This window comes from Candidatus Binatia bacterium (assembly GCA_036563615.1).
GTDB lineage: Bacteria > Desulfobacterota > Binatia > UBA12015 > UBA12015 > DATCMB01.
In genome coordinates this window covers 612,257-630,727 of the sequence record DATCMB010000006.1, presented here as the reverse complement: position 1 = coordinate 630,727, position 18,471 = coordinate 612,257, and the positions used below count along the sequence as shown (strand labels likewise).

Below are 18,471 nucleotides of genomic sequence, written 5' to 3'. Positions count from 1 at the left end.
ACGTTGACGTTGCGACGAAGAATGTGGCGTGGCGAAGCACCGAGCGTTTTCTGTCGTCGAGTGTTGGCAGCGCGCTTGCTCTACCGCCCCGCAGGCCGCTCGGAGATTGGACCGTCAGGGTCGAAGAACCGAAGCCGGATCCCTTGTCAAATTAGTTGACAGCGGGCCCAAACCACAGGTAACCCCTCTGGCTGGCGGCCGGCCGGGGAGAACTACGACGCCGCCCCAGGCGAGGAGGATGATGATGATGCGAGGCAACAAGTGGCTGGCGCGGGCCGTCGCTACGCTGACGCTTTCCCTGGTTCCAGCCATGGCCATGGGCCAGGCCACGCCGACGCCGAACGTGAAGCTCAAGTTTCCCGGCACGCTGATGATCGGTGATACGCCGTGCGGTGAGGCGTACATCTCGATTCACAAGTCGTCGGCCGGCCGCTCGTTCATGTGGCACCTCGAGGGGTGTCAAGCACTCGAGGACCTCGTGAACGGCAAGCCGGGCCCGGGTCCGAACCCGACTCCTACGCCGAAGCCGACCTCGACGCCGGGCGGTAGCGTGATCCCGGGTGATCCGAATCTGTGCCCCGACGGGTTCCTGAGCGAGCCCATGTCCAAGACCGGCGCGTGGTACGGCCTCACGGTCGACGTGCCCCAGGGTGTGACGCGTCGCTTCTGCGCCCCGGTCACGCCGCAGCTCGTTCCTCTCCCCGCGGGTCAGGATTTCTACACTCAGATCACGTTCCAGTGGTACGACGTGACCGATCAGGATTGCGGCGCGCTGAACGTGCACGTCGACGCGACGGACGGCTTCTCGCGTCCGCGCGGCGGCACGGGCTTCTCGGCGAGCGGCAACTACTACTACTACGGCAAGGTCGGCTCGCGAATCCTCACGCCCGACCAGACCAAGCCGGGCATCTACGTGGTGACGCTGACGGGTGGTGCGACGAGCTGCAGCCGCTACCGCATCACTTGGAACGCGTATTGAGATCGTAGGAAAACGATCTCGCAGGAACGAGAGGGGCCGCTGCGGCGGCCCCTCTTTTTTTTCACCAGTACTCGTCGAGCACGTCGCCGAGGCGTTCGAGCAGCACGACGCCCGCAAGCGCGAGCCCGCCGATCGCGAGCACCAGCGCCACCACGGCGGTCGTCGGCGGCCAGCCCTCGCCGAGCACCGCAAGGCGGTAGAAGCCGATCACCGCGGCCATCGGGTTGAGCTTCGCGACCGTCTGCAGCCAGCCCGGCAGCGCATCGAGGGTGAACAGCACCGGCGACGCGAAGAAGCCCACCGTCAACGCGGCGCTGACGACGTAGCCGGTGTCGCGCACGACGAGGTAGAGCGGCGCGAGCACCAGCGCGAGCACGTTCACCAGCACGAGCTCGACGACGATCACGAGCGGCAGGAGCAGCCAGCCCGCGCTCGGAGTGAGCACGCCGAGCAGCGCGAACGCCCCGAGGAAGAGGAGAAAGCCGACCATCTGCAGGAGGAACGCCGCCGTCGTCGCGGCGACGATGCAGGCCTCCGCAGGCATGGCGAAGCGCTTGAGCAGCGCGCTCTGGTCGACCAGCGACCCGTAGCCGCGCATCGTCCCGTCGCTGAACGCCCACCACGGCCACAGACCGCAGAACAACGCCGGCACCAGGCCGGGATCGCCGGGGCGCGGCGTCGCAGCGCCGGCGCCGTAGATCAAGCCGAAGATCACGCTGTACGAGACCAGCTGGATCGCGGGGTTCGCGAGCGACCAGAAGAAGCCGAGCCGCGACCCGGCGAAGCGGGCGCCGATGTCGCGGCGGATCAGCGCCCAGATCAGCGCGCGCTCGCGGGCGAGCCGCGCGAAGAGCGCCAGGCCGCCGCCGTCCTCGGGGCGCTCGAGCTCGCTCACATCCACTGGTGGTCGAGGTGTACGGTGCCGAGCTCGCGACGCTCGCCGACGCAGTCGACCGTCAGCTCGTCGAGCGTCGCGACCTCGTCGAGGGTGGCGGCGCCCACGCCCGCCCTGCCGATGAGGCGGACCACATAGCGGCCGGGCAGGAGCGCGGGGCGGGCGATCTCGAAGGTGCCCGAACCACGGACGGGCAGCGAGGCGACCAGCGTCCCGTCGACCCGACGGATCTCGAGCCGGCCACGCTCGGAGCCAGCGATGGCGCCATCGATCACGATGCGGAGCGCCGTCCCGAACGGCACGACGGCACCGTCGTCACCGATCTCCGCTCCATCGATCCGCAGCATGGCCCCCGGACGCGCGAGCGCGCGCGCCACGGCGTTCGCGTGCGCGACGCTCTCCGCCTGCTCGATGGCCGTCCGGTAGCGCTTGGTCACGTCGTGACAGGGGCCCTGCGCCCGCACGCGACCGTCCTCGAGCCAGATCGCGGCGTCGCAGAGCCGCTCTGCCTGGTAGAGGTTGTGCGTCGCGAGCACCATGGTCCCGCCGCGCGCGAGGTGCTCGACGATGTGCTGCGAGCACTTGCGCTGGAACGACTCGTCGCCGACGCTCAGCACCTCGTCGGCGATCAGGATCTCCGGCCTGGGCGCGATCGCGACGCTGTAGGCGAGCCGCAACCGCATGCCCGCCGAGTAGATCCGCACCGGCTGCGCGAGGAAGTCGCCGAGCTCGGAGAACGCGGCGACGAAGCTCGCGGCCTCGCGCACGCGGCTCGGCGACATTCCGAGCAGCGCCAGCGCGACGCGTGCGTTGTGCTCGCCGCTCCACTCCTCGACGAAGCCCGCGCCGAGGTCGAGCAGGCTGCCGACCCGCCCCTCGAGCCGTAGCTCACCGGAGGTCGGCCGCGAGAGCCCGGCGAGCATGCGCAGCAACGTGCTCTTGCCGGCACCGTTGCGTCCGATGATCGCGAGCGAGCCGCCACGTCGCAGGGTGAACGACACGTCGGTCACGCCGCGGATGCGCTCGCGGCGCAGCCAACGTCGGTCCGGGGCGGCGTAGCTCTTGGTGAGCCCGCGCGCGACGATGGCGTCTTGCTCGCTCACTCGTTCCACGAAAAAGGGAGGGCCGCCAAATGGCGACCCTCCCTCTCCGTTACCGGACCTGAGCTGGGAAACGATCAGCTCTGGCCGGGCTTCAGGACGACCTGCTCCGCGAGCGACGGCACGGTCGCGCCGTAGGTGCCGCCCACGTTGCCGTTGAAGAACTCCTGAGCCACGAGGCCCGTCGCCGGCAGACCACGGTAGCCAGCGAGGTACGCGCCCAGGATGTCGTGCGTGATGCTGTTCGCGAAGATCTCCTGGTGGACGATGTTGCCGTCCGCATCGCGCACGAGGTCGAGGTCGAGCCAGCCGCTGTCCGACGGATCGAGGTTGCCCGTCGCGAAGCCGACGTCACCCAGCGGGCCAAGGCCACCCGCCTCGGAGATGTGGAAGATCGTCAGCTCACGCGGCAGCAGGCACTCCTGCTCCGGCTCACCCGGCGAGAACGGCGGGGTCTCCGGGCTGTCGAACTCCTCCTCGCGGTTGTAGACCGTGCAGGAGATCGTCTCACCCGCCGGCGCGCACTGGAACGACGTGCCCGGGTAACGCTTGCTCGCGTAGTTCGTGCCCTGCGGATTGAGCTGGCAGTTCGCGTACTTGGTCGGCAGCGTGACGATGACGTCGGTGCTGCCCGAGGTGAGCGTGTTCACGTCGTACTGCGAGACGAGACGGCTCTTCGACAGGGCCAGGTTGACCTGACGGACGCAGTCGAACGGATCGGCGTACGGGTTCAGGACGCCGTCGAGCGCACGGCAGTCATCCCAGTCAGGCACGCTGTCGCCGAACAGGTTGGTCGGCGCGATGCTGCCGAGGCCCGCGCCAACGAAGGCGCTGATCGCCACGAAGTTGTACGCGTGCGACACACCCGAGCCGACGCGGACCAGGAACGCCTCCGCGCCGAGCGCGTTCGACGGGGTGTTGTCGAGCGGCGGAGCGATACGCGTCCAGGTCTCGACCTCGTCGATGTTGAGCTCACCGTCATCCGGCTCGCAGTTCAGAGCCTCCATGGCGATGACCTCGATGTAGCCGCGCTGCACGTCCTCCTGCGTCACACCCGCCGGAAGCACACCGTTCGGCGGCAGGAAGGTCTGGCCGTTCGGCGTGTTCAGGATGTCGTCCGACACGATCTGCGTCGCGTTCGAAGCGCCGGTCGCGATCGGGTACTTCGACCGGATGCGCGGCAGGTTGTTCGGGCCGAGCTCGACGACGCCCGCCCAAACCTCACCGCACGACAGCGGCACCACGAAGTCGAGCACCTCCTTGCTGAGCTTCGACTCGCGGAAGCGGATCTTGAAGAGGATGCCGCCCGTCGGGTTGTAGCAGGCCGCACCGTCAACGCCCGCGGCGTAATCCGCCTCGGTGCAGACCGGCAGCGCGGTGTTGTTCGTGTTGGTGTTGATGATCTGGATGTTGACGTGCTGCGCGTCGGTGCCGATCGGCCGGACGTCGTAGTACGGGCCGACCAGGTACTGACCGATGCCGTTCGGATTCAGCCGGGGGCCGGCGATGACGAATCCGCTCTGCACCAGGGCGCCGCCACCCGCCGGGACGAACGAGCCGCCCATCAGGCCGGTCTCGTTCTCGTAGATGTTCTCCTGGGCCTGTGCGGTCGACCCGAAGCAGGCCACGAGCCCGGCCACGGCCAACGCCACAAGCGCCCTCGACGGTCCCCTACGCTTCATTCCTACCTCCTCTTTCATACCTTTCTCCTCTCGGGAAAGCCTGCCTTGACCTAACTCTCGACTACCGCACCACCCGCCGATTGCGTCAGGGGCGCGAGGCTGAAGTCGGCTCGCATCGCCCGCACATGTGCAGGCCCCTGCGTCCCCCAGCCGTTACACCGAAACAACCCTTCGATTCAACTCCCCCGTCAACCCATGTCGGGCGGCCAGCGGTGCCAGGCCCCATTCTCGAACACCCAGCGCTCCTTCACTTGCGCGGTGTTCTCCATGTCGGCGAAGTGCTTGCGATTGACGACGTAGCGCAGCTCCAACTCGACAATCCCGCCCTTGTCGTCGAGCTGCACGGACTTGACCTTCGCGCCGGTGTGGATCACCAGACCGCCACCGATGCGTGCGAAGCCGTCGGGCTTGACGCGGCGACGGTAGGCTTCCGCCATGTAGTTGTACGCGCCGAGCGTATCCCCCGAGATCTTCAGATCCCAGAACCGTTGCGCGCGCCTCGCGAGGGCGGCTTCGGAGCGCTGGTTGAGCGGCCAGATGCCGTTCTGCCATGCGATGGCGGTCGCGGCGACGATCAAGAGCAGCACAACGACGCCACCGGCCGCTGCCCTCACTCGCCTCCTGGACCCCGCTGCCAAGCCCCCAGTCCTCACGCTCGCATCGGCGATCGCCACACCACCCCCAGGTGACCGAATGGACGTCCCGATATACCCGCAAGGCAAAACCATTGCAACCGGGAAGCGCAAACCTCGTCCTGCGGACGCCGCGGGTAGAATTCAAGGCAGGGGTCATCAATAGATCCGCTCGACGGACACCACGCAGGTGCACTAAAGACGCGCGGCGCAAAGAAATCTTTCAGCCGGACCGCCGATCGGACGCGCCAAGGCCCGCGCGGTCGCCTTCCGCTGACGCAAGCGCTAACGTGTGCGCGCCCTCGTAGCCGCGCTCGCCGTCGCCATCGACGATGTTGGCCGTATCGCACCCACCGCCGCGTTCCTCCTCGCTCTATCTCGTCGCCCTGCTCGCCATCCTGCTCGCCGGCCTCGCGGTTCGCCTCGCCCACCTCGATGCACCGCTGCTCGAAGGGGCCGCCGCGAAACAGACCCACACCGCCATGGTCGCGCGCAACTTCCACCGCGATCGCGCCGTCTGGCTGCGCCCGACGGTGGATGACATCGGAAGACCGGGCTACTTCCTGAAGGAGGTGCCGCTGTTTCCGGCCGTCGTGGCGCTGATCTACGACCTGCGCGGCGGCGTCGACGAGCGCGTCGGCCGGCTGCTCTCGATCGCGGCCTGGCTGCTCGGCGCGCCGCTCTTCGCGGCGCTGCTGCGCGGAGCGCTCAGCGACGGCGAGCGGCTCGTCGCGAGCGCCTGGTACCTCGCAGCCCCGCTCGCGATCGTCTACTCGCGCGCCTTCATGAGCGACGCCGCGCTGATCACCGCGTCGCTCGCGACCCTGTGGGCGCTCGCGCGCTGGCGGGCAGAACCGGGCCTCGGGCGCGCAGCCGGCGTCGCTGCGTGCGCCGGGCTCGCGCTGGCGCTCAAGCCGCACGCGGTCTTCTGGCTCGGGCCCGCGGGCCTCGTGCTCGTCGCGACCGGCTCGACGCCGGAGCGGCCCTCGTCGCGGGCCCGGAACACGCTGCTCCTCTGCCTCTTGGTCGGAATCGCGCCGGCGTTCGCGTGGTACGTGCACGCGGCCGCCGTGCACCGGACGTATCCCGCCGCGGGCGCGATGGTCGCCGAAGGCTGGATCGATCCACGCCTGCTGCTCGAGTCTCGGCTCTACGCCGAGATCGCGCGGCAGACGGTCGAGATGGTGCTGACGCCGCTCGGCGCGGCGGTCGCGCTGGCGGGCGTGCTGCTCGTGCGCCGCCCCTGGACGCTGATCGAGCGCGCGCTGCTCGCCTGGGGCGCGGGCGTCCTCGTGCAGTGCCTGGTGTTCGCGACGCGCATGTTCGACGAGCGCGCGCGCGGCACGGAGTACTATCAGCTCGCGCTCGTCCCGGTCGCAGCGTGGCTGATCGCGCGCGGCTTCGGCGCGGTCGTCCAGCGGCTCGCCTCCGCTTCGGCGGCGCTGCGCGCGAGCGTCGTCGCCGTGCTGCTCGTCGCCCTCGCCGCGGGCTCGTTCGTCATCACGCGACGCGCGATCGCCGCGCCGCCCGAGTACGCCTCGCTGGTCGAGCGCTGCGAGCGCATCCGCGCCCTGACCGCGCCGCACGAGGACATCTTCGTGCTCTCCGACCGCGGCGGGACGGTTCTCTATTATTGTGATCGACGCGGCACGGCGCTCACGCTCGGCAGCGCCGTCAATCCGGCGCTCGCCGGCGAGGAGGCACGCGCGAGCACCGACGAGCTCGCCCGAGCTCTGAGCTCGGCGCGCTACCTCTACGTGCCCTTCCCCGAGCTGCTGGACGGCGACTCGCCGTTCGTCGCCCACCTCGAGCGCGACTGGCGGCGCGTCCCCGGCGCCGGCGAGCTGTGGCTCTTCGAGCGCGACGGCGGCACGAATCGCCGCGCAAGCGCCGGCTCGTGAGCGCTTCGCTCGCGCCCCGCGGCGCGGCCGAGTCGATCCCGCTGCGCAAGCGGCTGTCCCACCGGCTCAAGGCGTCGCTCTTTCGCAGCGAGCGGCTCGACGCCTGGATCGATCGCCACGCCGGGTTCTTCGACGGCAGCGCGACGCGAAGCGCGCTCCTGCAGCGCGCCTCGCTGCGTCTGATGCCGGAGCGCGCGTCGCGCCACTCGGCGCTCGCGGCCGCCGCCGACTCGCCGGCGACCCGCGGCACGATGATGATCTTGACGCTGGTGCCGCCCGAAGACGGCGGCGGCGGCAGCCGGCCCGCGCAGCTCGCGGCGGAGCTCCGACGGCGCGGCTTCGCGATCGACTGGCGCTACGCGCTGCCGATCTTTCCCTGGCCGCGCCGCACGCGGCCGAGGATCGACGGCGTCTCGGTGCGCTGGCTCGGCGAGCGCGGCGGCGCGGCAGCGCGGGAACCGCGCGACCTGCGCCTCGTCCTGCTCGAGGCGCCACACCCGGCGCTCTGCCGCGAGGCGAGCCGCGTCGATCCCTCGCTTCTCGTCTACGACGCGATCGACGTCTGGGACGGCGAGCTCGGCCGTGGCTGGTACGACGCGTCGGCGGAGCGCTGGACGCTCGAGCGGGCGCGGCACCTGATCGCGAGCGCGCGCACGCTCGCCGACGACCTGGCGGCGCGCGCGGGCCGCTCCGTGCACCTGCTGCCGAACGCCGTCGACCGCGGCACGTTCGACCCCGCCGTCGCACGCCCGACGCCGCCCGACGTGCGTCGTGGCACGCCGACCGTCGTCTTCGTCGGCGCGCTCTGGGGCGAGTGGGTCGACCTCGAGCTGGTGGCGCGGCTCGCGTCCGAGCTTCCCGAAGCGACGATCCACCTGGTCGGCCCGGCGGGCACCCGCGCGCTGCCGCAGGCGCCCAACGTCTTCGCGCTCGGGCTCAAAGCGCAGCGCGACGTGCCCGCGTACCTGCAGGCGGCGGACGTCGCCATCGTTCCCTTTCGCCCGGGCCGGCTGACCGACGCGGTGAGCCCGCTCAAGAGCTTCGAGTACCTCGCCATGCACAAGCCGGTCGTCTCGACGCGTCTGCCGGAGCTCGCGGACGTGCCCGGGGTCACGCTCGCCGACGACGCCGCGAGCTTCGTCAGCGCGGTGCGGCGCGCCGCCGCGGAGCCGGTCGACGTCGCGGCGGTCGAGGCGTTCCTCGCGCGCCACACCTGGGCCGTGCGGGTCGACGAGCTGCTCGCGCTCGCCGGGTGAGCGCTCGGACGCGTCGAGCGAGGGCAGAGGCGCGGGCGTCCGCGCGCCGCCGACGCCTCAGTTCACGCGCTCGCGGATGCGCGCATCGTCGTCACGCTCGACGTGCGCCGCGAGCATCTCGCCGAGCAGACCGCTGGTGAAGAGCTGCAATCCGGCGAGCACCGCGAGCACGCCGAAGGCGAGCAGCGGATGCCGTCCGAGGATCTCGCCGTAGGTGAAGCGCAGGTACGCGATGTAGGTCAGCACCGCGAGGCCGACGCTCATCAGGAACGCGCCGGGCAGGCTGAAGAAGTGCGCCGGACGCGCATCGAAGCGCGTCAAGAACATGACCGTCACCAGGTCCATCATGCCGCGGAAAGCGCGTCCCCAGCCGTAGCGCGAGCGTCCGAAGCGACGTGGACGGTGCGCGACCTCGACCTCGCTGACTGCGTAGCCCTTCCAGGCCGCGATCACCGGGATGAAGCGGTGCAGCTCGCCGTAGATCTGGATGTCCTGCGTCACCCAGCGGCGGTACGCCTTGAAGCCGCTGTTCAGGTCGTGCAGCTCGACGCCCGACACGCGGCGCACGGCGGCGTTGAACAGCCGCGACGCAATCACGCGCGCGAGCGAATCGTGACGCTTGCGCTTCCAGCCGCTGACCAGGTCGTAGCCCTTGGCGAGCTCGGCGAGCAGACGCGGGATCTCGTTCGGATCGTCCTGCAGGTCGGCGTCGAGCGACACCACGACGTCGCCGTTCGCGTGCGCGAAGCCGATCTGCAGCGCGGCCGCCTTGCCGAGGTTGCGTCGCAGACGGATCGCGCGAATCTGCGGATCCTGCTCCGCGAGCTCGCGCAGCACCGAGAACGAGCCGTCGGTCGAGCCGTCGTCGACCAGGATGATCTCCCAGCGCGGCGCTTCGGTGCCGGGCTCGATGCCGAGCGCGGACCAGTCGCGCGTCGGGTCCTGCAGCACCGCGCGGCACTCGTCGACGAGCAGCTTGAGGCTCGGACGCTCGTTGTGCAGCGGGATGACGAGCGAGATGTCGGTCGAGGCCGCGACGTCGGTGTCGTCGGAGATCGTGCCGGGAAGCGGAATCGGTCGCGCTTGCTGCTTGGGCTGAGCCTCGCCCATGCTCGTCTCCGCGGACGGCCCCCGCGACCTCAGTCGCGGGTCACCCGGATGATCTCCGACAGCGTCGTCGTGCCCTCGCGCATCGTGCGCAGGCCGTCCTCACGCAGCGTCCGCATGCCGAGTTCGATCGCGCGGTTGCGGATGATGTCCGCCGACGCGTGCTCGAGGATCGACTTGCGGACCACGTCGCCGACGATCAGCAGCTCGTAGATGCCCGCTCGTCCGCGGTAGCCGGTGTACGAGCACGACTCGCAGCCCGCGCCTTCGTAGAGCTGGATGTTCGCGACGTCGTGCGAGATGCCGCCGTTGCCGTTGCCGTCGCCGACGATCGAGCGGAAGTCGGCGTGGTCGCCGAGCATGCCCTCGACGGGCCGCTTGCAGTCCGGGCAGATGCGTCGCACGAGGCGCTGCGCGAGCACGCCGAGCAGCGACGACGCGAGCAGGTAGTCCTCGACGCCCATCTCGAGCAGACGGCTCACGGCGCCGGCCGCGTCGTTGGTGTGCAGCGTCGAGAACACCAGGTGACCGGTGAGCGCCGCCTGGATCGCGATCTCCGCGGTCTCGGCGTCACGGATCTCACCGACCATGATGACGTCGGGGTCCTGACGGACGATCGAGCGCAGCCCGTTCGCGAACGTCAGGCCGATCTGCGGCTTGACGTGGATCTGATTGACGCCGTTGAGCTGGTACTCGACCGGATCCTCGATGGTGATGATCTTCTTGTCCGGCGAGTTGATCTTGTGCAGCGAGCCGTAGAGCGTCGTGGTCTTGCCGGAGCCGGTCGGACCGGTGACCAGGATCATCCCGTACGGCTTGACGATCAGGCTCTCCCACTGCGCGAGCGAGTCCGGCGGGAAGCCGAGCTTCTCGAGGTCGAGGACGATCGAGCCGCGGTCGAGGATACGGAGCACGACGCTCTCGCCGTAGAGCGTCGGCAGGGTCGACACGCGGAGGTCGATCTCCTTGCCCATCATGCGCAGCTTGATGCGGCCGTCCTGCGGCAGGCGACGCTCGGCGATGTTGAGCTTCGCCATGATCTTGATGCGCGAGACGATCGCCGCCTGCAGCCGGCGCTGCGGAGCGTCGACGTCGTGCAGCACGCCGTCGATGCGGTAGCGGACCTTGAGCTCGTTCTCGAACGGCTCGATGTGGATGTCGGAGGCGCGGCTCTCGACGGCACGGTTGATCAGCACGTTGACGAAGCGGATGACCGGCGCCTCGCTCGCGAGGTCGCGCAGGTGGTCGACGTCCTCCTCGTCCTCGGAGAGGTACTCGACGAGACCGTCACCATTGGCGCCGTCGCCCTGCCCTTCGCCGTGGTCGCCGTAGCACTCCTCGAGCGCCTCGAGGATGTCCTTCTCCTTGGCGAGCACCGGCTTGACGCGGCAGCCGGTCGCGACCTCGAGACCCTGTAGCGCGTCGCGGTCGCCGGGGTCGGCCATCGCCATGGTGATCACGCCGTCGCTCATCGCGACCGGCAGCACGCGGGCGTGGCGCAGGAACTTGACGTTGAGCCCCGGGATCGAGATCGCCGACGACGGAAGATCCTTGCGCGACACCAGCGGTACCCCGAGGTACTCGCTGAAGACCGGCAGCAGGTCGTCCTCGGAGATGAAGCCGAGGTCGAGCAGCAGGCGCTCGATGCGCTCGCCACGCTCCTGCTGCAGCTTGCGGATCTTCCGCAGGTCCTCGGGGCTGACCCGCCCCCGCTCTACGAGGAGGTCCTCGAGCGACTTAATCTGCAGATCCACCGCGTGGTCCTTCCCGCCCGGCAGTACCACGCGAGGGACACCATTGCCATTTACGACGGCCACGCCGTGTTCGACGCCCGAAGCGCCGCGGGCTTCACGCGTTTCGGCTGAACTCGAGCAGATCGGCGAGCGTCGTGCGCAGCGGGATCTCCGGACGCCAGCCGAGCTCGACCTCCGCCTTGCGCGCGCTGCCCCAGTAGGCGGGCACCTCGGCGGGGCGCTGGCGCGCCGCGGCCGGACGGACCTCCGGCTCGACGCCGGCGAGCTCGCACAGCGTGGTCAGGATTTCCCGGATCGAGGTCCCGTGCCCCGAGCACAAATTGTACGTCTCGCCCCGTCGCCCGCGCAGGAGCGCCGCGACGTAGCCGCGCACGACGTCGCGCACGTCCGTGAAGTCGCGGCGGACGTCGAGGTTGCCGACCTCGATCACCGGCGCACGCCGTCCGAGCGCGATCCCGGCGACCTGGGCGGCGAAGTCCGGACAGACGAAGTCCTCGCGCTGGCCGGGGCCGGTGTGGTTGAACGGCCGCACGCAGACCACGTCGCAGCCGTGCGACGCGGCGAACGCCTTCGCCGCGAGATCCGCGGCCGCCTTGCTCGCGGCGTAGACCGTCGTCGGCTGCAGCGGCACGTCCTCCGTCAGCGGCGAGGCGTCGCGCCCGCTGGCGCCATAGACCTCGCTCGAGGTCACGAGCAGCACGCGCCGCGACGGCTGCGTACTCGCGACCGCAGAGAGCACGTTCAGCGTGCCGCCGACGTGCACGCGGTACGCGTCCTGCGGACGACGGTTCGCCTCGGGCGGCGACGACACGCCGGAGAGCAGCACGATCGCGTCCGGCTGCGCTGCGGCGAGCACGTCGCGCACCTCCTCGGCCTCGCCGACGTCGCAGCGCAGCAGTCGGACGCCGTCGAGCGCAATCGGATGCCGCGCGGCCGCGTCGCTCGACGGACGTCGCGCGGCGCCCCAGACCTCGTGGCCGAGCTCGCGCAGCTCGCGCGCCAGGTAGCGACCGGCGAAGCCGGTCACCCCGAACACCAGGACGCGCACCGCCGTCCTACCGCGCGGGCGAGGGCTTGCCCTGAAGCAGCGCGAGGTCGGCGTCGACCATCATCCGCACGAGCTCCGGGAAGCTCACCTCGGGCTTCCAGCCGAGACGCTCGCGCGCGTAGGACCAATCGCCGAGCAGCGTGTCGACCTCGGCCGGACGGTAGAGCGCGGGGTCCTCGATGACGTACTTCCGCCAATCGAGACCCACGTGGTCGAAGGCGAGCTCGACGAGCTCCTGCACCGTGTGCGCCTCGCCGGTCGCGATCACGTAGTCGTCCGGCTTCGGCTGCTGGAGCATGAGCCACATCGCGCGCACGTAGTCGCCGGCGAAGCCCCAGTCGCGACGCGCCGCCAGGTTGCCGAGCCGCAGCTCGTTGGCGAGCCCGAGCTTGATGCGCGCCACACCGTCGCTCACCTTGCGGGTCACGAACTCCTTCCCGCGCCGCGGCGACTCGTGGTTGAACAGGATCCCGGAGCAGGCGAACAGGCCGTAGCTCTCGCGATAGTTGACGGTGATGTAGTGCCCGTACACCTTCGCGACCCCGTACGGGCTGCGCGGGTGGAACGGCGTCGTCTCGCGCTGCGGCGACTCGCGCACCTTGCCGAACATCTCGCTCGAGCTCGCCTGGTAGAAGCGCGCCTCGGGGTTGGTGAGACGGATCGCCTCGAGGATCCGCGTCACACCGACCGCGTCGAACTCGGTGGTCAGCACCGGCTGCGACCACGAGGTCGGCACGAACGACATCGCGGCGAGGTTGTAGACCTCGTCCGGACGGACGCGCTTGAGCACGTCGATCAGCGAGTACTGGTCGAGCAGGTCGGCCTGCTCGAGCTCGATGCGGTCGCGGATGTGCTCGATGCGGTAGAAGTTCTCCGCGCTCGAGCGCCGCACCATGCCGACGACGCGATAGCCCTTCTCGAGGAGCAGCTCCGCGAGATACGAGCCGTCCTGCCCGGTGACCCCGGTGATGAGTGCCGTCCGACGAGCCACGTTGAAAACCTCAGGAGCGCGAGTCGGCGCGCCCGTAGCGGTCCTCGAGCCGGACGACGTCGTCGAGGTCGGGCGTCGACGCCTCGAGGACGTCACAATCGGTACCGCCGATCATCCGGTGACGCAGGTGCGGCGTGATGTGGAACGTCTCACCGGGACCGAGCGTGATGCGGCGCAGCGGCGAGCCGTCGAGCGGCCCGTGCTCGAAGATGAGCTGACCGGAGAGGACGTAGATCGTCTCGTCCTTGCGCTCGTGGTACTGCAGCGAGAGCGCCTCGCCGGCCTTGATGTGCAGGATCTTCCCCACGTAGCGATCGGTTTCGGCCCAGATCAGCTCGTGGCCCCAGGGTTTGGGCACGCGACGTGGCATTCGCCGCCATCCCTACGGCGTGGCGCGCTCGCTGGCAAGCCTGGTCGTTCGCAGCGGCTCAGCCGCGAGGCTCGTCCTCCGCGAGCACCCCGTCGCGGAAACCCTTCGCCCACACCCCGGCGTAGGCCAGGTACGCCGGCCAGTAGAGCAGCAGGAACGGCAGCTCGCCGCGCGCGTGGCGCGCGCACCAGGCGAACGCGCGCGCGGTCCGTCCGAACGGCAGCAGCACGGCAAGCGCCGGACGCCGCACGAAGGCCTGCCCCGGCAGCCCACCGCGTCGGCGCGCGACGCCCGAGTGGAATCCGAGGAGGGCCGAGTAGCGCCAGAGCGCCCGCCAGCCGGCGGGCGTGCGGTGCGTGACGCGCAGCGCCGGATCGAAGCGCAGATCCTCGCCGGCCTGCCACATGCGCCAGCCGAGCAGCCAGTCCTCCGACGCGCGCGCGTCCGGAAAGCCGCCGTGCCTCTCCCAGACGTCGCGCCGCATCGCGAGGCACGCCGACGGCAGCATCCACGTGCGTCGCGGCGGACAGCTCGGCAGCGACTCCTTGAACTCGAGCAGGTGACGCAGCCGCGCCGACGGACGCGCCGGCGCCGCGAGCGCGATCGCGCCCGACACGGCGCTCGCGCCGGCGTCGAGCGCGCGCACCGCGGACGCGACCAGATCCGGCGCCGCGACGCAGTCGCTGTCGAGGAACAAGAGTCGCGGCGCGCGCGCGGTACGCGCGCCCTCGTTGCGCGCCACGCCGGGATGCGCCCGCGTCGGCAGACGCAGCACCTCGAGGCGCAGCAAGGGCGCAGCGGCGTGCGCTCGACGCACCTCGTCCGCGGTCGCGTCGTCGGGCGAGCTGTCGACGACGATCACCTCGAAGGGCGGCGCGTTCTCCTGCGCGGCGAGCGACGCGAGGCACGCGCCGATCGTGCGCTCGGCCCGGTACGCGGGGATGACGACGGAGAGCGCCGGCGCCGTCGCGGTCAATACGATCTCCCGACGCCGGTCGGGTCGATCTGACGCGGCAGCGCCGCGCCGGCAAAGGTGTGCTGGAACGGCTGCTGCCCGAAGGAACCGAGGCCGATCAGCGAGACCTGCACGCGCACCCCGGTCGTGTCCGGGTTGACGCGGTCGATGAAGGCGACGTCGACGACCCAGCAGTCGCACGACGAGATCAGGCGGAAGCCCGCCCAGTTCTCGAGGAACGTGTTGTCGAGCGCGTCGAAGCGGCCGAGGTAGGACAGCGCGAAGTTGTTCGTCACGCGGTAGGTCGTCGCGACGTTGAGGTTCTCGACCGCGCCGCCGCCGGTGAACTGGTAGAACAGCGACAGCGAGTTCACCGGTCGAAGCTGCGGCAGGAAGAGATCGTCCGGACCCGCGATCGGCCGCGGATCCCACAGGTTGGCGCCGACCGCCGCGTACTGCAGGCGCGGGTTCTCGACCGAGTACACGAGCCGCCCCTGCATGCCGAAGAAGGTGACCGGCGTGATGCGCGCGCCGATCTCGACGCCGGAGAAGTGCTGGCCCGGAATCACCGGCTGCGAGATCTCGTAGCTCTGGCGGATCGTCGCGCGCGCGAGCTCGCGGATGCGCTCGTCCTCGACCGCCTGCGGCGAGTCGCCCGAGATGCTCGGCTCGGCTGGCGGACCGTACGGCTGGTCGCCGACCAGCGGGTTGGCGAGCGTCTCGCCGCTCGGCACGGGCTCCGTCAGGAGCGACGTGCGGCCCGTCCGCACCTTGGCGAGAAGCCGCGTCGTGAAGCCGTACGTGATCGCGTTGCGCGCGCGGATGCGGTCGATCGCGTCGTAGAGCGGCAGATCGTCCTGCGAGACGACCGGCGTGTAGTTGTAGGCGAGGAAGGGCTCGATCGTGTGCTTGAGCTTGCGGATCGAGCCCAGGTGCCCGTCGACGTCGAAGACCCGCGACACCTCGCTCTGCACGTTGTTGATCACCTGCAGGATCTCGCGGTGCTGGTAGTGCGGCACGAGGCGCGTGGCGAAGGTCTGCTCGCCGGTCTCCGGGTCCACCATGGCCGGGCCAAACGGGATCTCGTTGTCGAAGAGATAGTAGACGGTCTCGCGCAGGATCAGCCGCAGGTTGCCGTACGCGTACGGACCGAGGCGGAACGGGATCTGCGCTTCCGGCGCGAGGTCGAAGCGCGGACCCGAGGCGAGCGGCGCGCGGTAGTACTCGACGGCCTCCGCGTTGAGCCGCAGCAGGAGACGCGAGTCGAACAGGCTGTCGCGCGCCTGGAAGGTGAGCCGCGGCAGCGCCTGCGGCACGCGCGACTGCTTGCCGATCAGATCCTGCTTCCAGGTGACCTCGCCCTTCGCGAGGCCCCAGTCCCACACCTTGGCGATGCCGGCGCGCGACGTCGTGTAGCGCAGCGTCGTCAGGTTGATGTTCTCGTACGGCAGATCGGTCAGCACGTTCATGTCGCGCAGGAACAGGTTGTCGCTGACCAGGAAGGGCTGCACGTAGATGCGGCTGCCGCCGGGGCCGACCTGCTGGTGGTAGCCGATGATGCTGCCGCGGTTCTCGGGGATGTCCGGGTTGGCGAGCGTCTGCGGGTTCACCACCTCGTCGGCCGTCGTGCCGCGGATGCGCTCGTTGAAGTAGGTGAGCCCGAGGTTGCCGCCGGCGGTGGCCGACCACAGGTAGCGGTACTCGGCGAGGAGGCCGAGACGGGCCGCCGTCTCGACGTCGAGCGAGATGGTCGCGTCGCTGCTCTTGTCGATCGCCCAGTAGAAGGGCTGGACGTACTGGAAGCCGCGGCTCGTCTCGTAGCCGGAGCGCGGGAACAGGAAGCCGGTCTGGCGGTCGCGCAGCAGCGGGAAGACGCCGTAGGGCAGGTACAGGATCGCGCGATCTTTGATCTTGAAGACGCCGTCGCGCAGCGTCCCCCAGCCGCCGAGCTCGACGTCGATCTCCTCGCCCGAGATGCTCCAGTCCGGCGCGCCGTCCTCGCACTGGCAGGTCGTGAGCGTCCCGTCCCAGATGCGGTAGCTCTGGCCGATGCCCTTCTCGAGCCGCGCGCCGGTGATCTGGAAGCGCGTCTGCGGCAGGTAGAGGTAGCCTTCCTCGAGGTAGCCGGTCTCGTCCTCGAGCCGGAACTCCGCGCGGTCCGCGCGGATGCGGCCCCGCGGATCCTCGAGCACGACGGAGCCGCTCGCCCTCGCCTCCCCTCGCTTGCGGTCGATCTCGATCTCGTCCGCCGCGAGCACGCTGCCGCCGATCGTCACCATGACGTCGCCGCGCGCACGGACGGTGTCCGCCTCGCGGTCGTAGGACAGGTCGTCGGCGTCGACGGTGAGCGGCTGATCGCCGCGGCCGTCCACCCCGAGCAGACCCGGCACCGCCTGCGCGTGTCCCTGCCGGACGAGCCCAACGCCCCCGAGGTAGAGCGGTAGCAGGAGAGCGAGCACCGCGCGCGTCGCCGCCCTGAGCCACGCGCGGGGCAGCGTCGTGCGGCGCGCGCGTCTCACGCGGCCCCCGCGGCGACGAAGTCGTACACGCTGCGCACCCCCGTCCTCGCCATGAGCTCGGCGTAGACCATTCCGACCAGGAACAGCGAGCCCGTGACCAGGATCGGCGCGCCGGCGTCCTCCGCGATCAGCGTCGTGAGCGCTTGCGCCGGCGACGCGATGATCCGCGGCTCGAGCGACGCCGGGAACGCGGTCGCCAGCTCGGCACCCGAGAGGCCGCGCTTGCCGCCGATCTCCGTGACCACGACCTCGCGTGCGAGCGGCGCGAGGAGCTGCGCCATCTCGCGCCAGTGCTTGTCGCGCATCGCCGAGAAGATCAGACGCACGGGGACGTTGCCCGTGATCGCCGGCAGGGCTGCGCGCAGCGCGAGAACGCCCTGCACGTTGTGCGCACCGTCGACGACGACGCGCGGCGACTCGTGCACGATCGCGAGCCGACCCGGCCAGCGTACGCTGCGGAGAGCGCGCTCGAACGTCGCGTCGTCGACCGCGAGGCGCGGCTCGGCCGCACCGATCACCTCCAGCAGGCTGCCCGCCACCGCAGCGTTGCGTCGCATGTGCTCACCGCTCAGCGCAAGCGCATGGACGTCTGCGACGGTGCCCTCCTTCACCTCGACGACGCGCGCGCCGATCCGCGCCGCCTCGGCGAGCAGCGCGTCTCGCGCGGGCGCAGCGATGCCGGGCCCGAGGACGAAAGGTTTGCCGGGCCGCATCACGCCGGCCTTCTCGCGCGCGATGTCGGCCAGCGTCTCGCCGAGCCACTCCTCGTGGTCGTAGTCGATCGCGGTGACGGCGGACGCGATCGGCTCGACGACGTTGGTGGCATCCAAGCGGCCGCCCAGCCCGACCTCGAGCACGGCGAGGTCGACGCCCGCCTCGGCGAACGCGACCAGCGCGAGCAGCGTCCCCACCTCGAAGAAGGTCAGGCCCGTCCCCTCGACGTCGACCGCGGCGCGCAGCTCGCGCACGAGCCGCACGACGTCGTCACGCGCGATCTCGGCGTCCCCGATGCGGATCCGCTCGGTGAAGTGCACGAGGTGCGGCGAGGTGTAGAGACCGATCTGCCGCCCCGCGGCGCCGAGCGCCGCGTGCACGATCGCGGCGGTCGAGCCCTTCCCGTTCGTGCCCGCGATCAGCACCGACGGATAGCGGCGCTCCGGCGAGCCGAGCCGGGCGAGCGCTGCGCGCACGCGCTCGAGCTTCAGGTCCCACCCGCGCGTCGCCTCGAGCCCGACCAGCCAGGCGATCGTTTGGTCGTAGGTCACGGCGCGGACGGGCGGCG

15 protein-coding genes are annotated in these 18,471 nt (G+C 70.4%); 3 read left to right on the top strand and 12 right to left on the bottom strand.

The window, feature by feature from the left end; translation table 11 throughout:
* Positions 1 to 310: 310 nt before the first annotated feature.
* A complete protein-coding gene (locus tag VIS07_05760) occupies positions 311 to 979 on the top strand; it encodes a hypothetical protein (GenBank protein HEY8514996.1) in 669 nt (222 codons plus the stop codon).
* Positions 980 to 1,040: 61 nt separating this feature from the next.
* Here VIS07_05760 and VIS07_05755 read toward each other — a convergent pair whose 3' ends face one another.
* From VIS07_05755 to VIS07_05740, 4 genes are all read right to left on the bottom strand, one after another.
* On the bottom strand, positions 1,041 to 1,874 hold the full coding sequence (locus VIS07_05755) for an ABC transporter permease (GenBank protein ID HEY8514995.1): 834 nt from the start codon (positions 1,872 to 1,874) through the stop codon (positions 1,041 to 1,043).
* Positions 1,871 to 2,977 carry an ABC transporter ATP-binding protein gene (locus VIS07_05750; protein HEY8514994.1) on the bottom strand — a complete coding sequence of 369 codons (1,107 nt, stop codon included), beginning with the start codon at positions 2,975 to 2,977 and terminating at the stop codon, positions 1,871 to 1,873. The genes VIS07_05755 and VIS07_05750 overlap by 4 nt, the downstream gene beginning before the upstream one ends.
* Positions 2,978 to 3,051: 74 nt before the next feature.
* Complete coding sequence (locus VIS07_05745) at positions 3,052 to 4,614, bottom strand: hypothetical protein (protein ID HEY8514993.1); 1,563 nt, start codon at positions 4,612 to 4,614, stop codon at positions 3,052 to 3,054.
* A gap of 230 nt (positions 4,615 to 4,844) precedes the next feature.
* Positions 4,845 to 5,270: a hypothetical protein gene (locus tag VIS07_05740; GenBank protein HEY8514992.1), complete on the bottom strand. Its 426-nt coding sequence runs from the start codon at positions 5,268 to 5,270 to the stop codon at positions 4,845 to 4,847.
* A 350-nt stretch (positions 5,271 to 5,620) separates the two neighbouring features.
* On the opposite strand from VIS07_05740, the gene VIS07_05735 reads away from it, so the two are divergent.
* On the top strand, positions 5,621 to 7,189 hold the full coding sequence (locus VIS07_05735) for a glycosyltransferase family 39 protein (protein HEY8514991.1): 1,569 nt from the start codon (positions 5,621 to 5,623) through the stop codon (positions 7,187 to 7,189).
* Positions 7,186 to 8,445 (top strand): glycosyltransferase, encoded by a 1,260-nt coding sequence (locus VIS07_05730; protein ID HEY8514990.1) that lies wholly within the window; start codon positions 7,186 to 7,188, stop codon positions 8,443 to 8,445. Before VIS07_05735 ends, VIS07_05730 begins: the two co-directional genes overlap by 4 nt.
* A 57-nt stretch (positions 8,446 to 8,502) precedes the next feature.
* Here the strand turns inward: VIS07_05730 and VIS07_05725 are convergent, their stop codons facing one another.
* The 8 genes from VIS07_05725 to VIS07_05690 form a co-directional block, all read right to left on the bottom strand.
* The gene (locus VIS07_05725) at positions 8,503 to 9,555 is read right to left on the bottom strand and encodes a glycosyltransferase family 2 protein (GenBank protein HEY8514989.1); all 1,053 of its coding nucleotides are present in this window, start codon (positions 9,553 to 9,555) and stop codon (positions 8,503 to 8,505) included.
* A 29-nt stretch (positions 9,556 to 9,584) separates the two neighbouring features.
* The gene (gene gspE / locus VIS07_05720; protein ID HEY8514988.1) at positions 9,585 to 11,306 is read right to left on the bottom strand and encodes a type II secretion system ATPase GspE; all 1,722 of its coding nucleotides are present in this window, start codon (positions 11,304 to 11,306) and stop codon (positions 9,585 to 9,587) included.
* A gap of 94 nt (positions 11,307 to 11,400) precedes the next feature.
* Positions 11,401 to 12,354 (bottom strand): GDP-mannose 4,6-dehydratase, encoded by a 954-nt coding sequence (locus VIS07_05715; GenBank protein HEY8514987.1) that lies wholly within the window; start codon positions 12,352 to 12,354, stop codon positions 11,401 to 11,403.
* Between the two features lie 7 nt (positions 12,355 to 12,361).
* A complete protein-coding gene (gmd, locus tag VIS07_05710) occupies positions 12,362 to 13,345 on the bottom strand; it encodes a GDP-mannose 4,6-dehydratase (GenBank protein HEY8514986.1) in 984 nt (327 codons plus the stop codon).
* 10 nt (positions 13,346 to 13,355) lie between these two features.
* The gene (locus tag VIS07_05705; GenBank protein ID HEY8514985.1) at positions 13,356 to 13,715 is read right to left on the bottom strand and encodes a cupin domain-containing protein; all 360 of its coding nucleotides are present in this window, start codon (positions 13,713 to 13,715) and stop codon (positions 13,356 to 13,358) included.
* Between the two features lie 58 nt (positions 13,716 to 13,773).
* The gene (locus tag VIS07_05700; GenBank protein ID HEY8514984.1) at positions 13,774 to 14,691 is read right to left on the bottom strand and encodes a glycosyltransferase; all 918 of its coding nucleotides are present in this window, start codon (positions 14,689 to 14,691) and stop codon (positions 13,774 to 13,776) included.
* Entirely contained in the window at positions 14,688 to 17,189 is a 2,502-nt protein-coding gene (gene lptD, locus VIS07_05695) for an LPS assembly protein LptD (protein ID HEY8514983.1), read from the bottom strand. The genes VIS07_05700 and lptD overlap by 4 nt, the downstream gene beginning before the upstream one ends.
* The gene (locus VIS07_05690) at positions 17,186 to 18,454 is read right to left on the bottom strand and encodes a folylpolyglutamate synthase/dihydrofolate synthase family protein (GenBank protein ID HEY8514982.1); all 1,269 of its coding nucleotides are present in this window, start codon (positions 18,452 to 18,454) and stop codon (positions 17,186 to 17,188) included. The genes lptD and VIS07_05690 overlap by 4 nt, the downstream gene beginning before the upstream one ends.
* Between the last annotated feature and the right edge of the window lie 17 nt (positions 18,455 to 18,471).